General features: G+C 61.4%; 17 protein-coding genes. 5 read left to right on the top strand and 12 right to left on the bottom strand.

Annotation, left to right across the window (positions count from 1 at the left end):
* Positions 1-4: 4 nt before the first annotated feature.
* Complete coding sequence (locus CPH89_RS11345; protein ID WP_053255768.1) at positions 5-1,165, top strand: AAA family ATPase; 1,161 nt, start codon at positions 5-7, stop codon at positions 1,163-1,165.
* 1,896 nt (positions 1,166-3,061) lie between these two features.
* On the opposite strand, the gene CPH89_RS11335 is transcribed toward CPH89_RS11345, so the two are convergent.
* The 11 genes from CPH89_RS11335 to CPH89_RS11285 form a co-directional block, all read right to left on the bottom strand.
* Entirely contained in the window at positions 3,062-3,919 is an 858-nt protein-coding gene (locus CPH89_RS11335) for a transporter substrate-binding domain-containing protein (RefSeq protein ID WP_053253793.1), read from the bottom strand.
* Positions 3,916-4,692: an amino acid ABC transporter ATP-binding protein gene (locus CPH89_RS11330; protein ID WP_053253792.1), complete on the bottom strand. Its 777-nt coding sequence runs from the start codon at positions 4,690-4,692 to the stop codon at positions 3,916-3,918. The genes CPH89_RS11335 and CPH89_RS11330 overlap by 4 nt, the downstream gene beginning before the upstream one ends.
* Entirely contained in the window at positions 4,689-5,348 is a 660-nt protein-coding gene (locus CPH89_RS11325) for an amino acid ABC transporter permease (RefSeq protein ID WP_053253791.1), read from the bottom strand. Before CPH89_RS11325 ends, CPH89_RS11330 begins: the two co-directional genes overlap by 4 nt.
* Positions 5,329-5,994: an amino acid ABC transporter permease gene (locus tag CPH89_RS11320; protein WP_053253790.1), complete on the bottom strand. Its 666-nt coding sequence runs from the start codon at positions 5,992-5,994 to the stop codon at positions 5,329-5,331. The genes CPH89_RS11325 and CPH89_RS11320 overlap by 20 nt, the downstream gene beginning before the upstream one ends.
* Before the next feature lie 501 nt (positions 5,995-6,495).
* Positions 6,496-7,278: a MetQ/NlpA family ABC transporter substrate-binding protein gene (locus tag CPH89_RS11315; protein ID WP_053253789.1), complete on the bottom strand. Its 783-nt coding sequence runs from the start codon at positions 7,276-7,278 to the stop codon at positions 6,496-6,498.
* Between the two features lie 126 nt (positions 7,279-7,404).
* Positions 7,405-8,328: a sigma 54-interacting transcriptional regulator gene (locus CPH89_RS11310; protein ID WP_053253788.1), complete on the bottom strand. Its 924-nt coding sequence runs from the start codon at positions 8,326-8,328 to the stop codon at positions 7,405-7,407.
* Positions 8,329-8,376: 48 nt separating this feature from the next.
* Positions 8,377-8,958: an alpha/beta hydrolase gene (locus tag CPH89_RS11305; protein ID WP_053253787.1), complete on the bottom strand. Its 582-nt coding sequence runs from the start codon at positions 8,956-8,958 to the stop codon at positions 8,377-8,379.
* A 248-nt stretch (positions 8,959-9,206) separates the two neighbouring features.
* On the bottom strand, positions 9,207-9,608 hold the full coding sequence (locus CPH89_RS11300) for an ExbD/TolR family protein (protein ID WP_053253786.1): 402 nt from the start codon (positions 9,606-9,608) through the stop codon (positions 9,207-9,209).
* Position 9,609: 1 nt separating this feature from the next.
* Positions 9,610-10,332: a MotA/TolQ/ExbB proton channel family protein gene (locus tag CPH89_RS11295; protein ID WP_096236967.1), complete on the bottom strand. Its 723-nt coding sequence runs from the start codon at positions 10,330-10,332 to the stop codon at positions 9,610-9,612.
* 51 nt (positions 10,333-10,383) lie between these two features.
* A complete protein-coding gene (locus CPH89_RS11290) occupies positions 10,384-11,190 on the bottom strand; it encodes an energy transducer TonB (RefSeq protein WP_053253784.1) in 807 nt (268 codons plus the stop codon).
* A 281-nt stretch (positions 11,191-11,471) separates the two neighbouring features.
* Positions 11,472-12,323, bottom strand: a complete 852-nt coding sequence (locus CPH89_RS11285) for a LysR family transcriptional regulator (protein ID WP_053253783.1) — start codon at positions 12,321-12,323, stop codon at positions 11,472-11,474.
* Positions 12,324-12,430: 107 nt separating this feature from the next.
* On the opposite strand from CPH89_RS11285, the gene CPH89_RS11280 reads away from it, so the two are divergent.
* The 3 genes from CPH89_RS11280 (at position 12,431) to CPH89_RS11270 (ending at position 15,079) form a co-directional block, all read left to right on the top strand.
* The gene (locus CPH89_RS11280) at positions 12,431-12,892 is read left to right on the top strand and encodes a nucleoside deaminase (RefSeq protein ID WP_053253782.1); all 462 of its coding nucleotides are present in this window, start codon (positions 12,431-12,433) and stop codon (positions 12,890-12,892) included.
* Positions 12,879-14,048, top strand: a complete 1,170-nt coding sequence (locus CPH89_RS11275) for a CynX/NimT family MFS transporter (protein ID WP_053253781.1) — start codon at positions 12,879-12,881, stop codon at positions 14,046-14,048. Before CPH89_RS11280 ends, CPH89_RS11275 begins: the two co-directional genes overlap by 14 nt.
* Positions 14,049-14,143: 95 nt before the next feature.
* Positions 14,144-15,079, top strand: a complete 936-nt coding sequence (locus CPH89_RS11270) for a LysR family transcriptional regulator (RefSeq protein ID WP_053253780.1) — start codon at positions 14,144-14,146, stop codon at positions 15,077-15,079.
* Here CPH89_RS11270 and CPH89_RS11265 read toward each other — a convergent pair.
* On the bottom strand, positions 14,970-16,064 hold the full coding sequence (locus CPH89_RS11265) for a fatty acid desaturase (protein ID WP_073637940.1): 1,095 nt from the start codon (positions 16,062-16,064) through the stop codon (positions 14,970-14,972). The genes CPH89_RS11270 and CPH89_RS11265 overlap by 110 nt on opposite strands.
* A gap of 101 nt (positions 16,065-16,165) precedes the next feature.
* Between CPH89_RS11265 and CPH89_RS11260 the strand changes: the two genes are divergently transcribed.
* Entirely contained in the window at positions 16,166-17,170 is a 1,005-nt protein-coding gene (locus CPH89_RS11260; protein WP_053253778.1) for an AraC family transcriptional regulator, read from the top strand.
* The last annotated feature ends 28 nt before the right edge of the window (positions 17,171-17,198 follow it).

The raw sequence follows: 17,198 nt of genomic DNA, 5'->3' as shown, positions 1-17,198 counted from the left end.
GCACATGCTGAAAACCCTCGCAGTAGCCAATTATCGCTCGATCAATAAGTTGGTGGTGCCCCTGGACCGGCTGAACCTGGTCACCGGCCCCAATGGCAGCGGTAAGTCCAACCTGTATCGCGCCCTGCGGCTGCTGGCGGAAACCGCCCAAGGCGGGGTGATCAATGCGCTGGCCCGTGAGGGCGGGTTGGACTCGACCTTCTGGGCCGGGCCGGAAACCATCAGCCGGCGCATGCGCAATGGCGAGGTGCCGGTGGAGCCCATGGTACGCCAAGGCGTCAAACGCCTGCGCCTGGGGTTTGCCGGGGAGGACTTCAGCTATGCGATCTCCCTGGGCCTGCCGGAAAAAACCCAGTCGTATTTTTCCCTGGACCCGGAAGTGAAGAAGGAATGCATCTGGGCTGGCCACCTCTACCGCCCGGCCAGCCTGCTGGTGCAGCGTTCCGGGCCGATGGTGCGAGCACGTGAAGGACGTGCCTGGGACGTGTTGGCTCAGCACACACCGAATTACCACAGCCTGTTCGACCAGGTCGGCAACCTGCGCGGCTCGCCGGAGGTGTTGCTGCTGCGCGAAAGCATCCGGGGCTGGCGGTTTTATGATCACTTTCGCAGCGACGTCGATGCGCCCGTGCGCCAGCCACAACTGGGCACGCGCACGCCGGTGTTGCATCACGACGGGCGCGACCTGGCAGCCGCGTTGCAGACCATTCGAGAGATTGGCGACCCCGAGGCCTTGCAGCGCGCGGTGAGCGATGCGTTCCCCGGAGCGCGCTTGAATATCCAACCGCTGCAAGGCGGGCGTTTCGCGCTTGAATTTTATCAGGAAGGTTTGCTGCGGCCGCTGTCGGCCGCGGAGTTGTCGGACGGCACCTTGCGTTATCTGCTGCTGGTTGCCGCGCTGCTGACGCCCCGGCCGCCCACGATGATGGTGCTGAACGAACCGGAGACCAGCCTGCACCCGGATTTGCTGCCGGCGCTGGCGCGCTTGATTATCCAGGCGTCACAGCAGTGCCAGGTGTGGGTGGTATCCCATGCCAGTCGGTTGATTGCCGCGCTGCAGCAGGATGAAGGGTGTCATTCGATTGTGCTGGAGAAGGTGCTGGGCGAGACGCGGATTGTGGGGCAAGGGGTTTTGGATGCGCCGGCGTGGCATTGGCCGGAATAGAGGGTGACTGTGGGGGGCGCTGAGTACATATCCGTTGTTTGGGTCACGGCCGCAATGGGTTCCGCCCTTACGGCGGGTCACTTTGGAAAAGCCCCAAAGTAACCAAAGGGCTCTTGCCCCACCACTCGGCACCTAAGATCAAAGTCAAAAGCAAAGCACGGCGGCCTGACAGCCGACCTGAGTGGTTAGATCAAAAGCGCAAGCGAAGCGGTCTGTCAGTTGATGGAGTAGGTGACTGGCACACCGCATTCGCGAGCAAGCCCGCTCCCACATTTGGAACTGGGTACATCAGGCAGAGGGTGGGCTGCTTTTCAGACTGTATTGGGTCAATCTGGGAGCTGGCATGGGGTCTGCGACTGGGTTTGCCTGATGTACCGAGGTGTCTGCATCGCAGGCAAGCCCGCTCCCACAGAAAAGCAGAGCACTGCGGTGCTGGCAGCTGAACTCGGTCAACATTGTGGGAGCGGGCTTGCTCGCGAAGGCGGTGGGTCAGTTACAAATAAGCCGACTGGCACACCGCTTTCGCGAGCAAGCCCGCTCCCACATTTGGAACTGGGTACATCAGGCAGAGGGTGGGCTGCTTTTCAGACTGTATTGGGTCAATCTGGGAGCTGGCATGGGGTCTACTGCTGGGTATGACTGATGTACCGAGGTGTCTGCATCGCAGGCAAGCCAGCTCCCACAGAAAAGCAGGACACTGCGGTGCTGGCAACTGAACTCGGTCAACATTGTGGGAGCGGGCTTGCTCGCGAAGGCGGTGGGTCAGTTACAAATAAGCCGACTGGCACACCGCTTTCGCGAGCAAGCCCGCTCCCACATTTGGAACTGGGTACATCAGGCAGAGGGTGGGCTGCTTTTCAGACTGTATTGGGTCAATCTGGGAGCTGGCATGGGGTCTACTGCTGGGTATGACTGATGTACCGAGGTGTCTGCATCGCAGGCAAGCCCGCTCCCACAGAAAAGCAGAGCACTGCGGTGCTGGCAGCTAAACTCGGTCAACATTGTGGGAGCGGGCTTGCTCGCGAATGCGCTGGGTCAGTTACAAATAAGCCGACTGGCACACCGCTTTCGCGAGCAAGCCCGCTCCCACATTTTGAACGGGGTACATCAGGCAGAGGGTGGGCTGCTTTTCAGACTGTATTGGGTCAATCTGGGAGCTGGCATGGGGTCTACTGCTGGGTATGACTGATGTACCGAGGTGTCTGCATCGCAGGCAAGCCCGCTCCCACAGAAAAGCAGAGCACTGCGGTGCTGGCAGCTAAACTCGGTCAACATTGTGGGAGCGGGCTTGCTCGCGAATGCGGCGCATCAGTGACAGATGAGCTAACTGGCACACCGCTTTCGCGAGCAAGCCCGCTCCCACATTTGGAACTCATTTCATCCGGTAAACGTGGTGTTGCTGTGCTTTTGCTTCTACCACTCAGGTCGGCTGTCAGGCCGCCGTGCTCTGCTTTTGATCTGCTGTTGATCTTGATCTGCCAGGCCCCGTTAACCACGCTGGCCGAACGCAGGCTTGAATCCGTGGGTAACCCGGCAGGACGCCGGGTTAGCCGCACTGGGCCAGGGATGGCCCATTGCGGCGGCCCACGGATTCAAGCCGGAGTGAGGGCATGCCGAGCCTGGGCGAGGCACCGAGTGGTGGGGCAAAGACCTTTTGGTTACTTTTGGGGCGTTTGCCAAAAGTGACCCGCTGTAAGAGCGGAACCCATAGCCGCCGTTACCGCAGCAACGGATATGTACCCAATCCACCGAAACGCCCCCCAGCCCCAAAGCAACCCAAAGCTTTGCGCAAAGACCGATGCTCACCGCGACCAAGCCCGCGCCCCCAAGCGATGTAAAGCGGCCAACTGTGAGCGCGAGCTTGCCCGCAACAGCGGCTGAACAGTCAGCGCAAAATCACCCCTGCCACTTCCCGCCTTCAACAATCACACTCTCAGGCCGGGTGTCATCGCTCAGCTCTTTACGCACATATTGGTCATACAACTTGAGCAAAAACTTCTCCTCACCCAACTTCGCCAACTCGCTATTCACCCAGTCACGCAATTCGACGTTGCCCTTCTTCACCGCTGGCGCAATCGGCGCTTCATCACCGAGTTTCTGCTCCAGCACACGGTAGCCCGGGTTCTGCTTGGCCCAGCTGAACAACACCAGGTTGTCCTGTGCATACGCGTCACCACGACCGGCCGACAACGCTTGCAGTGACTCGGAGTTTTTCTCGAACTTGAGCAGTTTCCAGTCCGGGTGGTGCTTGGTCAGCCAGATATCGGCAGTGGTACCCGTGGTGACGATGGTGGTGCGGGAGGCCAAGTCATCCAGGCTTTTTACCGCGCTGCCCTGAGGCACCAACGCCTGTACCGCGACTTTCAGGTTGGGGTTGGTAAAGTCCACCGCTTCCTTGCGCTCCGGGGTCACGGTCATGTTGGCGAGGATCAGGTCGACTTTGTCACTTTGCAGAAACGGTATACGGCTGGCCGGCTCGACGGCGACGAATTCGACTTTGTTTTCATCGCCCAGCAGGTCCTTGGCGAATTGGCGGCCGATGTCGGTATCGAAGCCGACGTAGCGACCGGCTTCGTTCACAAAGCCGAACGGCGGCTTGTCGGTGAATACGCCGACGATCAACTTGTCGCGCGCCTTGATCTTGTCGATGTAGCTCACCGCGGCGGCAGGTTTCGCGGGCGCTTCAGCCTTCTTATCGCAGCCGGCCAACAATGCGACGGCGAGCAGTGGCAGTAATAACTTGGCAGTTTTCATATCAGCTCCAGTTCCTTGGTCTTTTTGGGCAGTGTTGAAACAAAGGAAAACTTCTCCAGAAACTGCTGCGCGCGTGCGGTTTGCGGGTTCGTAAAGAATTCTTCGGGGGTGTGTTGTTCGAGGATGCGACCGGCCTCCATAAACACCACGCGGTCGGCGACGGCGCGGGCGAAGGCCATTTCGTGGGTCACGATCAGCAGGGTCATGCCATCGCGGGCCAGGCCCTGGATCACCTCCAGCACTTCCTTGACCATCTCCGGGTCGAGGGCGGCGGTGACTTCGTCAAACAGCATGACCTGGGGGTTCATGCACAACGAGCGGACGATGGCGATGCGTTGCTGCTGGCCACCGGAAAGCTGACGCGGGTAGGCATCGCGCTTGTCGGCCAGGCCCACGCGTGCCAGCAGTTTTTCTGCCTGCTCGCGGGCTTCGCGCGGCGCGCGTTTTTGCACTTTCAACGGGCCGAGCAGGATGTTGTCGAGCACGCTCATGTGCGGAAACAAATGGTAGCTTTGGAACACCATGCCCACGTCCTGGCGCACCTGGCGCCAGTCGGTGTGTGGGTCCAACAGCTCCTTGCCGGCAAAGCGCAGGCTGCCGCTGTGCGCCACTTCAAGGCCGTTAAGGCAGCGCAACAACGTGCTTTTGCCGCAGCCGCTGGGGCCGAGGATCACCACCACTTCGCCGCTTTGGACCCGCAAGTCGATGCCCTTGAGCACCTGCTGTTCGCCGAAGAATTTGTTGAAACCCTGGAACTCGATCAATGCGCTCATGCTTGGGCCCAGCGCCGTTCCAGCCGCTTGGAGGCAGCCGACAACGGGTAGCAGATAAAGAAGAAAAACAGGAACAGCACGCCGTAGATCAGTACCGACTCATAGGTGCGCTCGATGATTTGCTGACCGACCTTGATCACATCGACCACACCGATCAGCACGGCCAGGGAGCTGGTCTTGATGATCCGCGTGTAGACGTTGATGGTCGGCGGCGTCATACGCTTGAGGGCTTGGGGCAGCAACACGTAGCCGTAGAGCTGCGGGTCGGACAACCCAATCGACAAGCCGGCTTCACGCTGGCCACGCGGCAGCGAATGCAACGCGCCGCGGACCACTTCGCCCACCTCGCTGGCGCCCCATAGCGACAGCACCAGCACCGCGCACCAAAAGCTCGGGATGCTCAGGCCAAAGAAAATCGGCAGGCCGAAAAACAACAGGTACAACCACACCAGCACCGGAATCGCCCGGAACAGCTCCAGATAAACACGCAGCACAAGGTTGATCAGCCGGTTGTTCAGCGTGCGCAACACGCCATACAGCACGCCGCCGACGGTGCTGAAGGCAATGCTCAAAAACGAAATCGACAGGGTTTGCGCAGCGCCCTTGCCCAGTTGCGGCAACGACACCCACAGCAACTCAAGACCCGAACTGGCCATGCTGGAGCCTCCTTTCCAGGCGGCTGAGCAGCAGCGACAGCGGCAAGAACAACAGCACGCAAATCAGCGTCAGCACGGCGAGCATCTCGTAGGTTTTGTAGTAGAGCGCGATGTAACTCTTGGTGGTGTAGAGAATTTCCGGCACGGCCACAGCCGAGACCACGGTGGTCTCCTTGAGCAGGAAGATGAAATTGGCGAACAGCGCCGGCAGGCTGAGAATGCCGGCCTGGGGCAGGATCACATGGCGCAGCAACTGCCAGTCGGACAGGCCGATGGATTTGCCCGACTCGATCTGCGCCAGCGGCACCGCTTCGACACCGGCGCGCAGCACTTCGGTGAGGTACGCGCCGCCCAGGAACGTCATGGTGATGATGGCCGCCCAGAACCCGGAAATATTGAAACCCAGGGCCGGCAAGGCGAAGTACACGAAGAACAGTTGGATCAGCAGCGGCGTGTTACGCGCCAACTCCACATACAGCGCCACCAGGCGCGACAGGTAGGGCGTGCGAAACACCAGCAGCGCCGCATTGATCAGCGCCACCAGCAAGGAGCTGGCAATGGCAATCAAGCCCACTTGCAGCGTCACCCCCACGGCACTGAGAAACGCCGGCAGGGTGCTGAGGATAAAAGCGAAATCGAAGGTCATCGTGAGTCCATGACGCCGCAAGGGTAATGCAGCGAGCGCAGTCCGTTCCGGCGTGGGTAACGTCGGGTAGCGCGAACTTTAAAGGTATAAAAAGCAAAATTTAAATACCTAAATAGCATATTGATATCACCCAAAAAGATAACCGCCGGATTCGCGGGTTTGGCCGGTGACGGCTATGGTCTTGGGGTCGCAGGACGGCTGTTTTTTTCGAGGGAATGAGCAATGAACCAAGCGAAACCGCTGGATCCGCAGGAACTGGTGAAGTGGTTGGTGGCGCTGCGCAGGGCGATCAATAGCCGTGTGCTCTGAAACGCTGAAGGTCCAATGTGGGAGCGGGCTTGCTCGCGAATGCGGTGTATCAGACAGAGCATCTGTAACTGACAGACCGCTATCGCAGGCAAGTTGCTCCCACAGTTCTTGCCCGTATTTCCAGGTCAATAAAAAAACGCCGACGCTGTAGAAGCCGTCGGCGTTCAAACCTTGAAGGGGGTTTTGTTTACATCAGAACGCAGGCACTACCGCGCCGTTGTACTTCTTCTCGATGAAGGCTTTGACTTCCGGGCTGGTCAGCGCCTTGGCCAGTTTCTGCACAGCGTCGCTGTCCTTGTTGTCCGGGCGAGCGACCAGGAAGTTCACATAAGGCGACTTGGCATCTTCGATGATCAGCGCGTCTTTCGCCGGGTTCAAGCCCGCTTCCAGGGCGTAGTTGGTGTTGATCACGTCCAGGTCAACCTGGTCCAGCACGCGAGGCAGCAAGGCCGATTCCAGCTCTTTGAACTTCAGGTGTTTTGGGTTGGAAGCGATGTCTTTCGGCGTGGACAGCGCATTGCTCGGGTCTTTCAGCGTAATCAAACCATTCTTTTGCAGCAGCAGCAGGGCGCGGCCACTGTTGGAGCCTTCGTTCGGGATGGCCACGGTAGCGCCGTCTTTAAGCTCGGAAATATTCTTGATCTTCTTCGAGTAGCCGCCGATCGGTTCAACGTGCACACCGATCACAGTGACCAGGTTGGTGCCCTTGCCCTTGTTGAAGTTTTCCAGGTACGGCAGGGTCTGGAAGTAGTTGGCGTCCAGGCGCTTCTCGGCAACCTGTGTGTTGGGCTGCACATAGTCGGTGAACACCTTGATTTCCAGGTCCACGCCTTCTTTGGCCAGGGTCGGCTTGACCAGCTCAAGGATCTCGGCGTGCGGGATCGGGGTGGCCGCAACGACCAGTTTCTCGTTGGCCTGGGCGAAGCTTGCAGTCAGGGCAGCCGCCAGTGCGGTAAACAACAGAACCTTTTTCATGCAGTGTCCTTATCGAAATTCCGGGGCGTCTCTGACGACCGTTTTTTTGTGGTGTGCCAGCGAAGTGCTATCGCGGCGTGGGGTGGACAATACCTAGATTTTTTATTCCCGAACAATATCTTTTATTCACGTTGATATTCCATTTTGTTCATGTAGGAATTTGAGCAAGGTTTGCTGCTCGGCGGGGCTGGCGTTGGCGAAAATCCGTTGCAGTTGCTCAAGGGGTGAGCCCGCCGCCGGCAGGTTTAAATGCTCGGGCAAAATTTCATCGCCACTGCTCACCAACAGCGCGAAGTGAATGACGTTTTCCAGCTCGCGGGTATTGCCCGGCCAACTGTGGTGTTCCAGCACGCGCTGGGCGGCGTCACTGATCAGCGGCACCGGCAGGTCCAGGCGCTGGCTGTAGATGCCGAGGAAGTATTCGGCCAGGGACAGGATGTCGCCGACCCGTTCACGCAAGGCCGGCAGGTCCAACTGGCCTTCGCTCAAGTAATGGAACAGGCGTTCATGAAACTTGCCCGCCGCCACGGCTTGGGCCAGGTCGATGCTGGTGGCTGCGACCAGCCGCACATCCACCGGGCTGGGCTGATGTGCGCCAACGCGAGTGACTTCGTGATTTTCCAAGGCCGCGAGCAATTTCACCTGGATCGGCAGCGGCAAGTCACCGATTTCGTCCAGGTACAAGGTGCCGCCGTTGGCCGAGCCGAACCACCCGGCCCGACTGCTGGCCGCGCCGCTGTGGCTGCCTGCGGCGTAGCCGAACAATTCGGCGTCGGCGTAGGTGGGGCTGATCGCGCCGCAGTTGACCGACACAAACAGCCCGGCGCGGTCGCTGCCCCGGTGGATATGCCGCGCCAGCAGCTCTTTACCGCTACCGGTCTCGCCGCGAATCAACACGGGCAAGGCACGCGGCGCGAGGCTTTCGAGCGCTTCACGCAGTTGCCGTGAACGCGGGTCGACAAACACCAACGCCTTGGCGCGAATGCTCAGCGGGCTCTTTTCGGCGTCGGGGAAGGTCAGCAGTGGCTGGCCGAAGGTTTCATGACTCATGGCAGGCTCCCGCCCCAAATCCACTCAGGGACGGGGCGTTGAAAATGTTCAGGCAGTGCGCCGGGCGTGATGCTCGAGGCGGCTCTGGAGACGATACAGATAGGCGAACCCCTGCTCCCAACGCTGGTGGCCGGACTTCACATTGATATGCCCGGCACCCGACAAAATGCCGGCTTCGGCGCCCCAGTGACGGGCCAGCTCCAACGCCCTTGGGGCACTGACGGCGCTGTCGTTATCGGAACTGACCACCTGGCTGGGAAATGGCAGCAGGTCGGTCGGGATCGGCGCGAAGTTGCGTAGCGCCGGCGAACAGGCCGGACGTTCGACATCGGCCGGGGCCACCAGCAAGGCACCGCGTACCTGCCGCAGGAAATGCACCGGCGCAGTGGCCGCCCAGTGGGCGACGGTGATGCAACCCAAGCTGTGGGCGATGAGAATCACCGGCGTGCTGTCGGCAGCGATCGCTTCAGCCAGCGCGGCCACCCAGTCTTCGCGACGCGGCGTCAACCAATCGGCCTGCTCCACGCGCGCACTGTTGGGCAGGCTGTTTTGCCAATGGCTTTGCCAATGTTCTTCTGGCGATCCTTGCCAGCCCGGCACGATCAGATAACGAATCGACTCGCTGTGCATGGGTGTGCCCTCCTGCAGCGTTTAACGTTGCTGGTCAGTATAGGGACGCGGGTTATATTCGTTAAGGAATAAGAAGCTATTTATTAATAACCAAAATATCAATCACACGGATACTTAAAAATGTGGGTGCAGGCAAGCCAGCTCCCACATGGATCGGGTTGCACAGGGGAAATCAGGTAAATACCAGGCAAAAAAAAGGCCGCACCCTGCCAAGGAAACGGCCCAAAAAATTGTCGAGGCTTTTAACACTAACGAGCGGTAATCACCGACAGCTTGGTAATGCCCGCGCGTTCGATAGACGCCATGGCTCGCGCCACTTCGCCGTAGTTCACGCCATCGTCCGCCTGCAGTTGCACCCGCACATCGGGGTCCTTGGCCTTGGCCGCCTGCAGGTTGAATTCGAGCAGGTCCGGCTGGATTGCGTCCTTGTTGATAAACAGTTTGCCGGCGCCGTCGATGCTCACCACCAGCGGGTCTTTCTGCTCCACCGGGGCCACGGCCTGGGTCTTGGGCAGGTTGATCGGAATCGCATTGGTCAGCAGCGGCGCGGTGACGATAAACACCACCAGCAGCACCAGCATCACGTCCACCAGCGGCGTGACGTTGATCTCGCTCAGCACCTCATCACTGTCTTGGGTTGAGAAGGCCATCTCAGGACGCCTCCTTCACTTTTTGCGGGTTACCCGCCGCGCTTTTCGTCAGCGCAGGGTGCAACAGCACGCGGAAAGAATGCTTCTGCGCCAGGCTGTAAAAATCGTGGGCAAAGTCATCGAGGTCGGCCGCTGTCAGCTTCAAGCGGCGCAGGAAGTAGTTGTAGACCAACACGGCCGGCACGGCGACGGCGATACCGACACCGGTGGCAACCAACGCCGCACCAATCGGGCCGGCCACGGTTTCCAGGCTGGCGGAACCGGCGGCGCTGATCCCCTTCAGCGCTTCCATGATCCCCCACACGGTGCCGAACAGACCGATAAACGGCGAGGTGCTGCCGATACTGGCGACCACGGCCAGGCCGGTTTCGAGCGAGCGTCGCTCACGCACGATCTGCTGGCGCAGGGCTCGTTCGAGACGGTCCTGATGGTTGATGGCCTGGCTCAAGTCAGCCGCGTGCGGCGCATCGCCGACCTGGATCGCGGCATAACCGGCCTGGGCCACACGGGCCGCAGCGCCGGGTTGGGTTTCGGCCAGCTCGGCAGCCGAGTCGAGGCTCGACGCCGCCCAGAACTGATTGTGGAATTTTCGATCCTGCGCCCTGAGGCGACTGAACTGCACAGCCTTGAGCAAGGCAAAGCCCCAGGTGGCGACCGAAAAGGCCACCAGCAGCCAGATCACCGCGCTTTCAACGGATTCAAGTGGAGATGCTAATGCCATGATGTTTTCCCTCTGTGCAGGTGGCGGCGTGTCCAACACACCGCTGCCGAATAGTTAGTGAATCTTGAAATCGATCGGCACGCTGACCCAGCCGTCCTGGGCCACATCGCCTTGCTTGGCCGGCACGAAACTCCAACGTTTCACGGCGGCCAGTGCGGCGTCGTCGAGTTGCTGGCGACCGCTGCTTTTCTGGACCTGGACCTCACCCGGCTTGCCGCTGGCCAACACATGCACGCGCAGCAGCACGGTGCCTTCCCAACCACGGCGCTGGGCCAGCGACGGGTACTCCGGCGCCGGGTTCTTCAAGTACGCGGCGTTGGCCGAAGCAGGTGTCACCGGCGCAGGTGAAGGTGCCGGTGGCGCTGGAGGCGCTGGAGGCGCAGGCGTCGGTGGCGCAGGCGGTTGCTCGACCGCTTTTGGCACAGGTTTGGGTTCAGGTTTCGGCACCGGCTTCGGCTTCGGCTTGGGTTTTGGAACAGGTTTCGGCGGCGCTGGTTTGGCGGCCAACTCATCGACTACCGGCGGCGGAGGCTCGACTACAGGCGGCGGCGGTGGCGGTTCAACCACCGGCGGCGCGGGTTGGGAAAATTCGATGGTCATCGGTGGGATTTCCGGCGGCACGATTGGCAGCACCGGCGTGGGCTTCTGGCTCAGCCAATAGATCAGCGCACCGTGCAGGGCCACCACCAGCAACCCGAGCAGAACCCCTTCGCGACGACTCGCAAAACGCTTCGGGGTTTTCTGCAAACGCAGCTGCCCCAAGGGCGCGCGGTGCGGCCGGCCAAGGTCGACCAACTCACCACCCGGTGCCTGGCGCCACTGCGCCTCGGGGACACTGGCGGCGGTCTGGACATTGCCCATTGATTCACTCCCTACGGTTTTCACACCCAAAAACCGACAGGCCTGCCAAAGCGGCCGTCGAGGGCTGAATCATCGGGGGCAGACGCTTATCTCTTAAAGTAATCTTTAAAGTTATAGATAGATCTAAATTGAATAAATGAACCGTCCTGAAACACCCAAGCCACGGCCCGCCTGGCCTGTGGCGAAGGCGCCATTTTTGAATGCCTTAAGGGCATAAAAAATATTCCTGAAAGGCATCGCGTGTGGCGCGCGGGCTTGCCAATAAAAAGCCGTCGACCGTTTTACGCTGGGCTGTTTGCGCATAAGTCGAGCAATTGGCTTTGCAACGTTTGCCCGGCCGCGCCCAACCCACTGCGGCCATATAACGCCAGCCGCACGCCCTGCACCCTGGGCAAACCACTGTGCTCGCCGAGTACCACATGCCCGGCCTGCACCACCCTTCGCGGCAACAAGCTGATCCCCAACCCCGCCGCCACTGCCGAACACACGCTGGCCAGGCTGGCGCTGGAATAACCGATGCGCCAACGCCAGCCGCCGACTTCCAGGTGGTGGAGCATTTCATTGCGGTACAAACCGCCCACCGGAAACGCCACCAGCGGCAGCGGGTCGCGCCCCAGGGACGGCGTGCTGCGGCTGTCGACCCAGCACAACGGTTCCGGCCATGAGGCCAGGCAGTCATCGCTGTCACCCATCTGCTTGACCAGCAACACGTCGAATTCGCCCGCGCGGTACTGCCGTTGCAACTCCGGGCCCAGGCCACTGGTCACCTCCAGACGCACGCGCGGGTAGGCCACCACGAACGCTGACAGCAACGGCATCAGGCGTTCGGCGGCAAAGTCCTCCGGCACCCCGAGGCGCAACACGCCGTCGCTTTGCTGGCTGATCAACACGTCAGCGGCTTCTTCATGCAGTGCCAGAATGCGCCGCGCATAGGCCAGCAAGCGCTCGCCCTCAGCAGTGGCCACCACGCGGCGCTGGTCGCGGTCCAGCAACTGGCACGCCACGCCATCTTCCAGGCGGCGGATCTGCTGGCTCACGGTGGATTGGGTCAAGTGCAGGCGCTCGGCAGCGCGGGTGAAGTTGCCGCAGTCCACCACGGCAACAAAACTGCGTAACAACACGGGGTCGAACATGGCGCGTCACCATTCCATTTGCCACTGGTTGGCATGGTTATATTTAATTTCAGAATACCCCGGCCGCTGACCATACTTCACCTTCCATTCTGCCCAGAGGGACCGCAATGACCGACGATCATCAGCACCTGCAACGCGCCGTAGCCCTGGCCAGCGCCAATGTGGCCCAAGGTGGTCGACCGTTCGGCGCCGTGCTGACGCTCAATGGCGAGGTGCTGGTCGAAGCCGTCAATGAGATCCACCTGACCCAGGACCCCACCGCCCACGCCGAGCTGCTGGCGATTCGCGCGGCCAGCCAACGCGTAGGCGCGCGCCTGGAAGGCTGCGTGATATACGCCAGTGGCCAACCCTGCCCGATGTGCTTGAGCGCCATGTACCTGTGCGGCGTAGCGCGCGTGGTGTTTGCCGCCAGCAACGCAATGGCCGAACCGTTCGGCCTGTCGACGGCGGTGATTGGGCAGCAGGTCGGCCTGCCACTGAGCGAACAGCGCCTGCCGATCCAACACCTGCCCGACGCCGCCATGACCGCGCTGTATCACCGATGGAAAACCCTGCATGACCCTGAATAAATCCTTCGCCGGCTGGGGCCTGCTGGTGGTGCTCGGCCTCAACCTGCGGCCGATCCTCAGTTCCATCAGCCCGTTGCTCGGCGAGATCCGCCAGGCCACTGGCCTGAGTTTCCAGAGCAGTGCGCTGCTCACCAGCCTGCCGGTGGTGTGCATGGGCCTGGTGGCGCTGGTCGGCGTGCGCGTGGAGGCACGGCTCGGCGAACGGCGTGGCATTGCCCTGGGCTTGATGATGATTCTGCTCGCGTGCCTGGCGCGTTGGCTGCTGGGCCAGGCGTCGGCGCTGCTGGTCACGGCATTGCTCGGTGGCGCCGGTGTGGCGCTGATCCAGGCGTTGGTGCCGGCGATGATCAAGCGCGAATTTCATCACCGCGTGCCAGTGGCGATGGGCGTGTACTCCGCTTCGCTGATGGCCGGTGGCGGGTTGGCGGCGCTGCTGAGCCCGGTAGTGGCCACGCATTTCGAGCAATGGCAGGCCGGGTTGGGTGTGTGGCTGTTGCCGGCGCTCGGGGCGTTATTGCTATGGGCCTGGTTGCCGTTGGGCGCGGCGAGAAACCCGCAGCCAGTGCCCGCGTTCACGGGCCTGCGCAACCGGCGGGCCTGGCTGTTGGCGCTGTACTTCGGCTTGGTCAATTGCGGCTATATGAGCATGGTGGCGTGGCTGCCGGCGTACTATCAGCAATTGGGCTGGGGCGTATTGCCAAGTGGTTCGTTGCTGGCCTTCATGACCATCTTCCAGGTGATCGCCGCGCTGCTGATGCCGGTGTTGGCACAACGCGGTATCGACCGTCGACCGTTGCTGGGCATCAGCCTGCTGGCGCAAACCCTCGGCTACCTCGGCCTGATCATCGCGCCGCAGGAATATCCCCACCTGTGGGTGGCCTTGTGCGGCTTCGGCCTGGGCGCATGTTTTGCCCTGAGCCTGCTGCTGACCCTCGACCACCACCGCGACCCGCGCCAAGCCGGGCAACTGGCGGCTTTCGTGCAAGGCGTAGGCTTTTTGATCAACGCGATTTCGCCGTGGCTGACCGGCTGGCTGCGCGAACTGACCGGCAACTTTGTCAGCGCCTGGGTGGTGCTGACAGTCACCGTAGTGGCGATGCTGCTGGTGACGCGGGTGTTCAGTCCGGCCACCTATCGCACGGTGCCTGCTCTATAGATATGCATTTAAGGTCTAGATAAAAAAACTCGCTTCGTTGACGGAATAAGCAAGCGCCTTAAAATCGCGGTTCTTCTTTCGCACGTCGGGCCCCCATGGATCTCCGCCAACTGCGCTACTTCATTGCGCTCAACAAGTACCGCAGTTTCGTGCGCGCCGCCGACGCCATGGGGATTACCCAGCCGGCCTTCAGCCGCAGCATCCAGGGCCTGGAGCAGGAGTTCGGCTGTGTATTGGTGGATCGCGCCAACAAAGACCTGCGCCCGACGCCCGAAGGCCAGGTGGTGCTGCAGCACGCTTTGGGCCTGGTGCAAGGTGCGGCGCTGCTGAGCCATGAAGTCACGCGCATGACCAAGCTCGACGCGGGCGAGGTTCGGTTTGGCAGCGATGCAGTGGCGGCGGTCAACCTGGTGCCCGTGACCATCGCCCGTTTTATCACGACCTACCCCAAGGTACGCACCGCCCTGCAGGTGGATAACTGGGAAAAACTGGGGCGCAGCCTGAGCCGGGAAGAGATCGAATTCTTTATCGCCGATGTGCGTCACTTTGAAGCCGATCCGAACTTTCAGACCCAGGCCCTGACCCCGCGGCGCATGGCGTTTTTCTGCCGCGCCGGGCACCCGCTGCTGGCCAAGGACAGCCTCTCCACCAATGACCTGTTCGATTACCCGTTGGCCGCGCCCTTGATGGCGCCCGGCATTCGCAAGGTACTGGCCAACCTCAGCGGGCGCATCGACTTTGCGCCCGCTGTCGAGCTGGAGCAGTTTTCCTCTCTGGCCACCCTCGTGCAGCAGTCAGACGCCATCGGCCTGGGGCCAGAAGAGGCCTTCGCCGGCGCGTTCACCCACGGTGAGCTGACGCTGCTGCACTGGCGCAACCTGCCTCACACCCTGGAGAGCTTGAACCACCGCTGCGGCGTGATCAGCCGCGCTGGGGTGCGTTTGTCGCCTGCGGCGAAGGTGCTGATCGAAGCCCTGCTGGCGGTGGAAAGCCGAGCCGATTGGCCCGCGAAAACGTGCCAAAATCATTGAAACGCACGCCCATGTCGGCCATGACTTTGTGCGCCACTTTGGCCGTCATCTGGCGGATGTAAAACGGTTCCTTCACGACAAAATGATGGATGCCGTGGGTGCTGCCGAAGTTGAAGCAAAACGCCTGCAGCGGCCACATCCACCAGGGGTTGAGCACTTGGGTCTGCTGGATCACATTGCCCAGCTCCACATCGCCGTAGTAATGCATGTTGGAGCTGACAAAGTGCAGGCAAAAGGTGCGCAGCACGTTGGGGCCGATGATGACCACGGCGGCGATGTCGATGACCTGCATGACCTGCAAGGTGTTGGCTGACCAGGCAATCGGCACGCCCATCAGGCTGGCAATGCCATTGGCGGCATGGAAACCGAGGAACACATACCACGCGCCCCAATGCAGCAGAGCCAATGGCGCGTACACCAGCAGCGAGCGCTTGAGGATCTTGAGTTTGTGGCCCCAGGTTTTCGCCCGCAGCATGCGGATAAACGCCGACATCACGTTATCCCCCACCATCAGCAGCCGCGCAACGCCCCACGGTTCACCATTGGTGATGGCGCGCTCCTCCATATCGGTTTCGGTCCCGGAGACCTTGTGGTGGTTAAGGTGCAGGTGGCGGCGTATCCACGGGTTGATCGTGCTCGGGCGCGCCAGCCAGACCAGGCCCATCATCAGGTTGTGGGGCAGGCGTTGCTTGCGAAAGTACATGCTGTGGATCAGGTCGTGTTCCAGCTCGTGGGTCAGCGAGGCGAGGAAGGCATTGAGCAGCAGGCACACCCACCAGGCCATATGACCGCTGATGTAGAGCGCTGCCGAGCCGAGCATGCCGAGCAAGGCGAAGGCCAGGATACCGGCGCCCAGCGCGTCCTGGTGCCGCAGCCAGGGGTGCTGCTGGCGCAGTCTGGCGCCTTCGGCGAGCACCACTTCGCGGATATGCGCAGAACGCTGTTGTGCGTTCATCTGTTGGGGACTTGCAGAAGTACCGTCCATGCTCCCATCCTCTGGTTTATTGATAGATGCATCCTGGCCCAAGCGGTCCGCCAGGGCATCAGCCCCACACGCCAACCTGTTGACCGCAAGCGCCAATCGCCATGACCGAACCCACTTCCCTCGCCAGCTGGACCCGCGCCCTGCGCAAACAGCTCGATGCCCTGGACCTCGACAGCGCCGCGCTGTGCGCCCAGGCCGGGCTCGACCCACAGCAGATGGACGACCCCAACGCGCGTTATCCGCTGTCGGCAACCACGCGCTTATGGGAGCTGGCGGTGCAGGCCAGCGGCGATCCGGCGATCGGGTTGCGGGTGTCGCGGTTTGTCAGCCCCACGACCTTTCATGCGCTGGGTTATGCGTTGGTGGCCAGCGGCAGCTTGCGCGAGGTGTTCGAGCGCATCGTGCGTTATCACCAGGTGGTCAGTGATGCGCTGACGCTGGAGCTTAGCCGAGAGGGCGAGCGCTACCACTTTCGCCTGCTGCAACCACCGGGCAGCCCGGCGCCGGCACTGGAAGCGATTGATGCGTTTGCGGCGATTTATGTGCGCACCTGCCGTAATCGACTGGGCCGCGAATACGCGCCGCTGGCGGTGCACCTGCGACGGCCGGAGCCGGCTGACGCCAAGCCGTGGCACACGGTATTTCGCGCGCCGGTGTTTTTTGGCGCTGAGGAAGACCGCCTGGAGTTTGCCGCAAGGGACTTCGACAGCCATCTGGATGACGCCAACCCCGAGTTGGCCGAACACAATGAGACCGTGCTCAAACGCACGCTTGCCCAGTTACAACCGCTGACCTGGGAGCGCAAGGTGCGCGCGGCCATTGAGGCGCAATTGCCGGAGGGCGAGCCAAGTGCCGAGCGGATTGCCCACGCCCTGCACCTGAGCCTGCGCAGTTTGCAGCGGCATCTGGCGGATGAGGGCTGTCGGTTTGATGCGTTGCTCAATGAGTGCCGCGAGAACCTGGCGCTGCTGCACCTGCGGGACTTGCAATGCTCGTTGGCCGAGATCAGCCATTTGCTGGGGTTCGCCGACACCAGCAGTTTCAATCGGGCGTTCAAGCGCTGGACGGGAATGACGCCGGGGCAGTTTCGCGATGGGTTGCGGTAGCGGAATGTGTAGCGGTTGTGAGGGCCTC

The organism is Pseudomonas fluorescens (genome assembly GCF_900215245.1).
Lineage (GTDB): Bacteria > Pseudomonadota > Gammaproteobacteria > Pseudomonadales > Pseudomonadaceae > Aquipseudomonas > Aquipseudomonas fluorescens.
Note: the sequence above shows the minus strand (reverse complement) of the source record. Positions and strands in the feature narration are given on the sequence as shown.

What these genes read in the sequence shown, in the direction of transcription:
- CPH89_RS11345 (WP_053255768.1), top strand. Translation starts at nt 5, where the DNA reads ATGCTGAAAACCCTCGCAGTAGCCAATTATCGCTCGATCAATAAGTTG.
- CPH89_RS11335 (WP_053253793.1), bottom strand. Translation starts at nt 3,919, where the DNA reads ATGAAAACTGCCAAGTTATTACTGCCACTGCTCGCCGTCGCATTGTTG.
- CPH89_RS11330 (WP_053253792.1), bottom strand. Translation starts at nt 4,692, where the DNA reads ATGAGCGCATTGATCGAGTTCCAGGGTTTCAACAAATTCTTCGGCGAA.
- CPH89_RS11325 (WP_053253791.1), bottom strand. Translation starts at nt 5,348, where the DNA reads ATGGCCAGTTCGGGTCTTGAGTTGCTGTGGGTGTCGTTGCCGCAACTG.
- CPH89_RS11320 (WP_053253790.1), bottom strand. Translation starts at nt 5,994, where the DNA reads ATGACCTTCGATTTCGCTTTTATCCTCAGCACCCTGCCGGCGTTTCTC.
- CPH89_RS11315 (WP_053253789.1), bottom strand. Translation starts at nt 7,278, where the DNA reads ATGAAAAAGGTTCTGTTGTTTACCGCACTGGCGGCTGCCCTGACTGCA.
- CPH89_RS11310 (WP_053253788.1), bottom strand. Translation starts at nt 8,328, where the DNA reads ATGAGTCATGAAACCTTCGGCCAGCCACTGCTGACCTTCCCCGACGCC.
- CPH89_RS11305 (WP_053253787.1), bottom strand. Translation starts at nt 8,958, where the DNA reads ATGCACAGCGAGTCGATTCGTTATCTGATCGTGCCGGGCTGGCAAGGA.
- CPH89_RS11300 (WP_053253786.1), bottom strand. Translation starts at nt 9,608, where the DNA reads ATGGCCTTCTCAACCCAAGACAGTGATGAGGTGCTGAGCGAGATCAAC.
- CPH89_RS11290 (WP_053253784.1), bottom strand. Translation starts at nt 11,190, where the DNA reads ATGGGCAATGTCCAGACCGCCGCCAGTGTCCCCGAGGCGCAGTGGCGC.
- CPH89_RS11285 (WP_053253783.1), bottom strand. Translation starts at nt 12,323, where the DNA reads ATGTTCGACCCCGTGTTGTTACGCAGTTTTGTTGCCGTGGTGGACTGC.
- CPH89_RS11280 (WP_053253782.1), top strand. Translation starts at nt 12,431, where the DNA reads ATGACCGACGATCATCAGCACCTGCAACGCGCCGTAGCCCTGGCCAGC.
- CPH89_RS11275 (WP_053253781.1), top strand. Translation starts at nt 12,879, where the DNA reads ATGACCCTGAATAAATCCTTCGCCGGCTGGGGCCTGCTGGTGGTGCTC.
- CPH89_RS11270 (WP_053253780.1), top strand. Translation starts at nt 14,144, where the DNA reads ATGGATCTCCGCCAACTGCGCTACTTCATTGCGCTCAACAAGTACCGC.
- CPH89_RS11265 (WP_073637940.1), bottom strand. Translation starts at nt 16,064, where the DNA reads ATGGACGGTACTTCTGCAAGTCCCCAACAGATGAACGCACAACAGCGT.
- CPH89_RS11260 (WP_053253778.1), top strand. Translation starts at nt 16,166, where the DNA reads ATGACCGAACCCACTTCCCTCGCCAGCTGGACCCGCGCCCTGCGCAAA.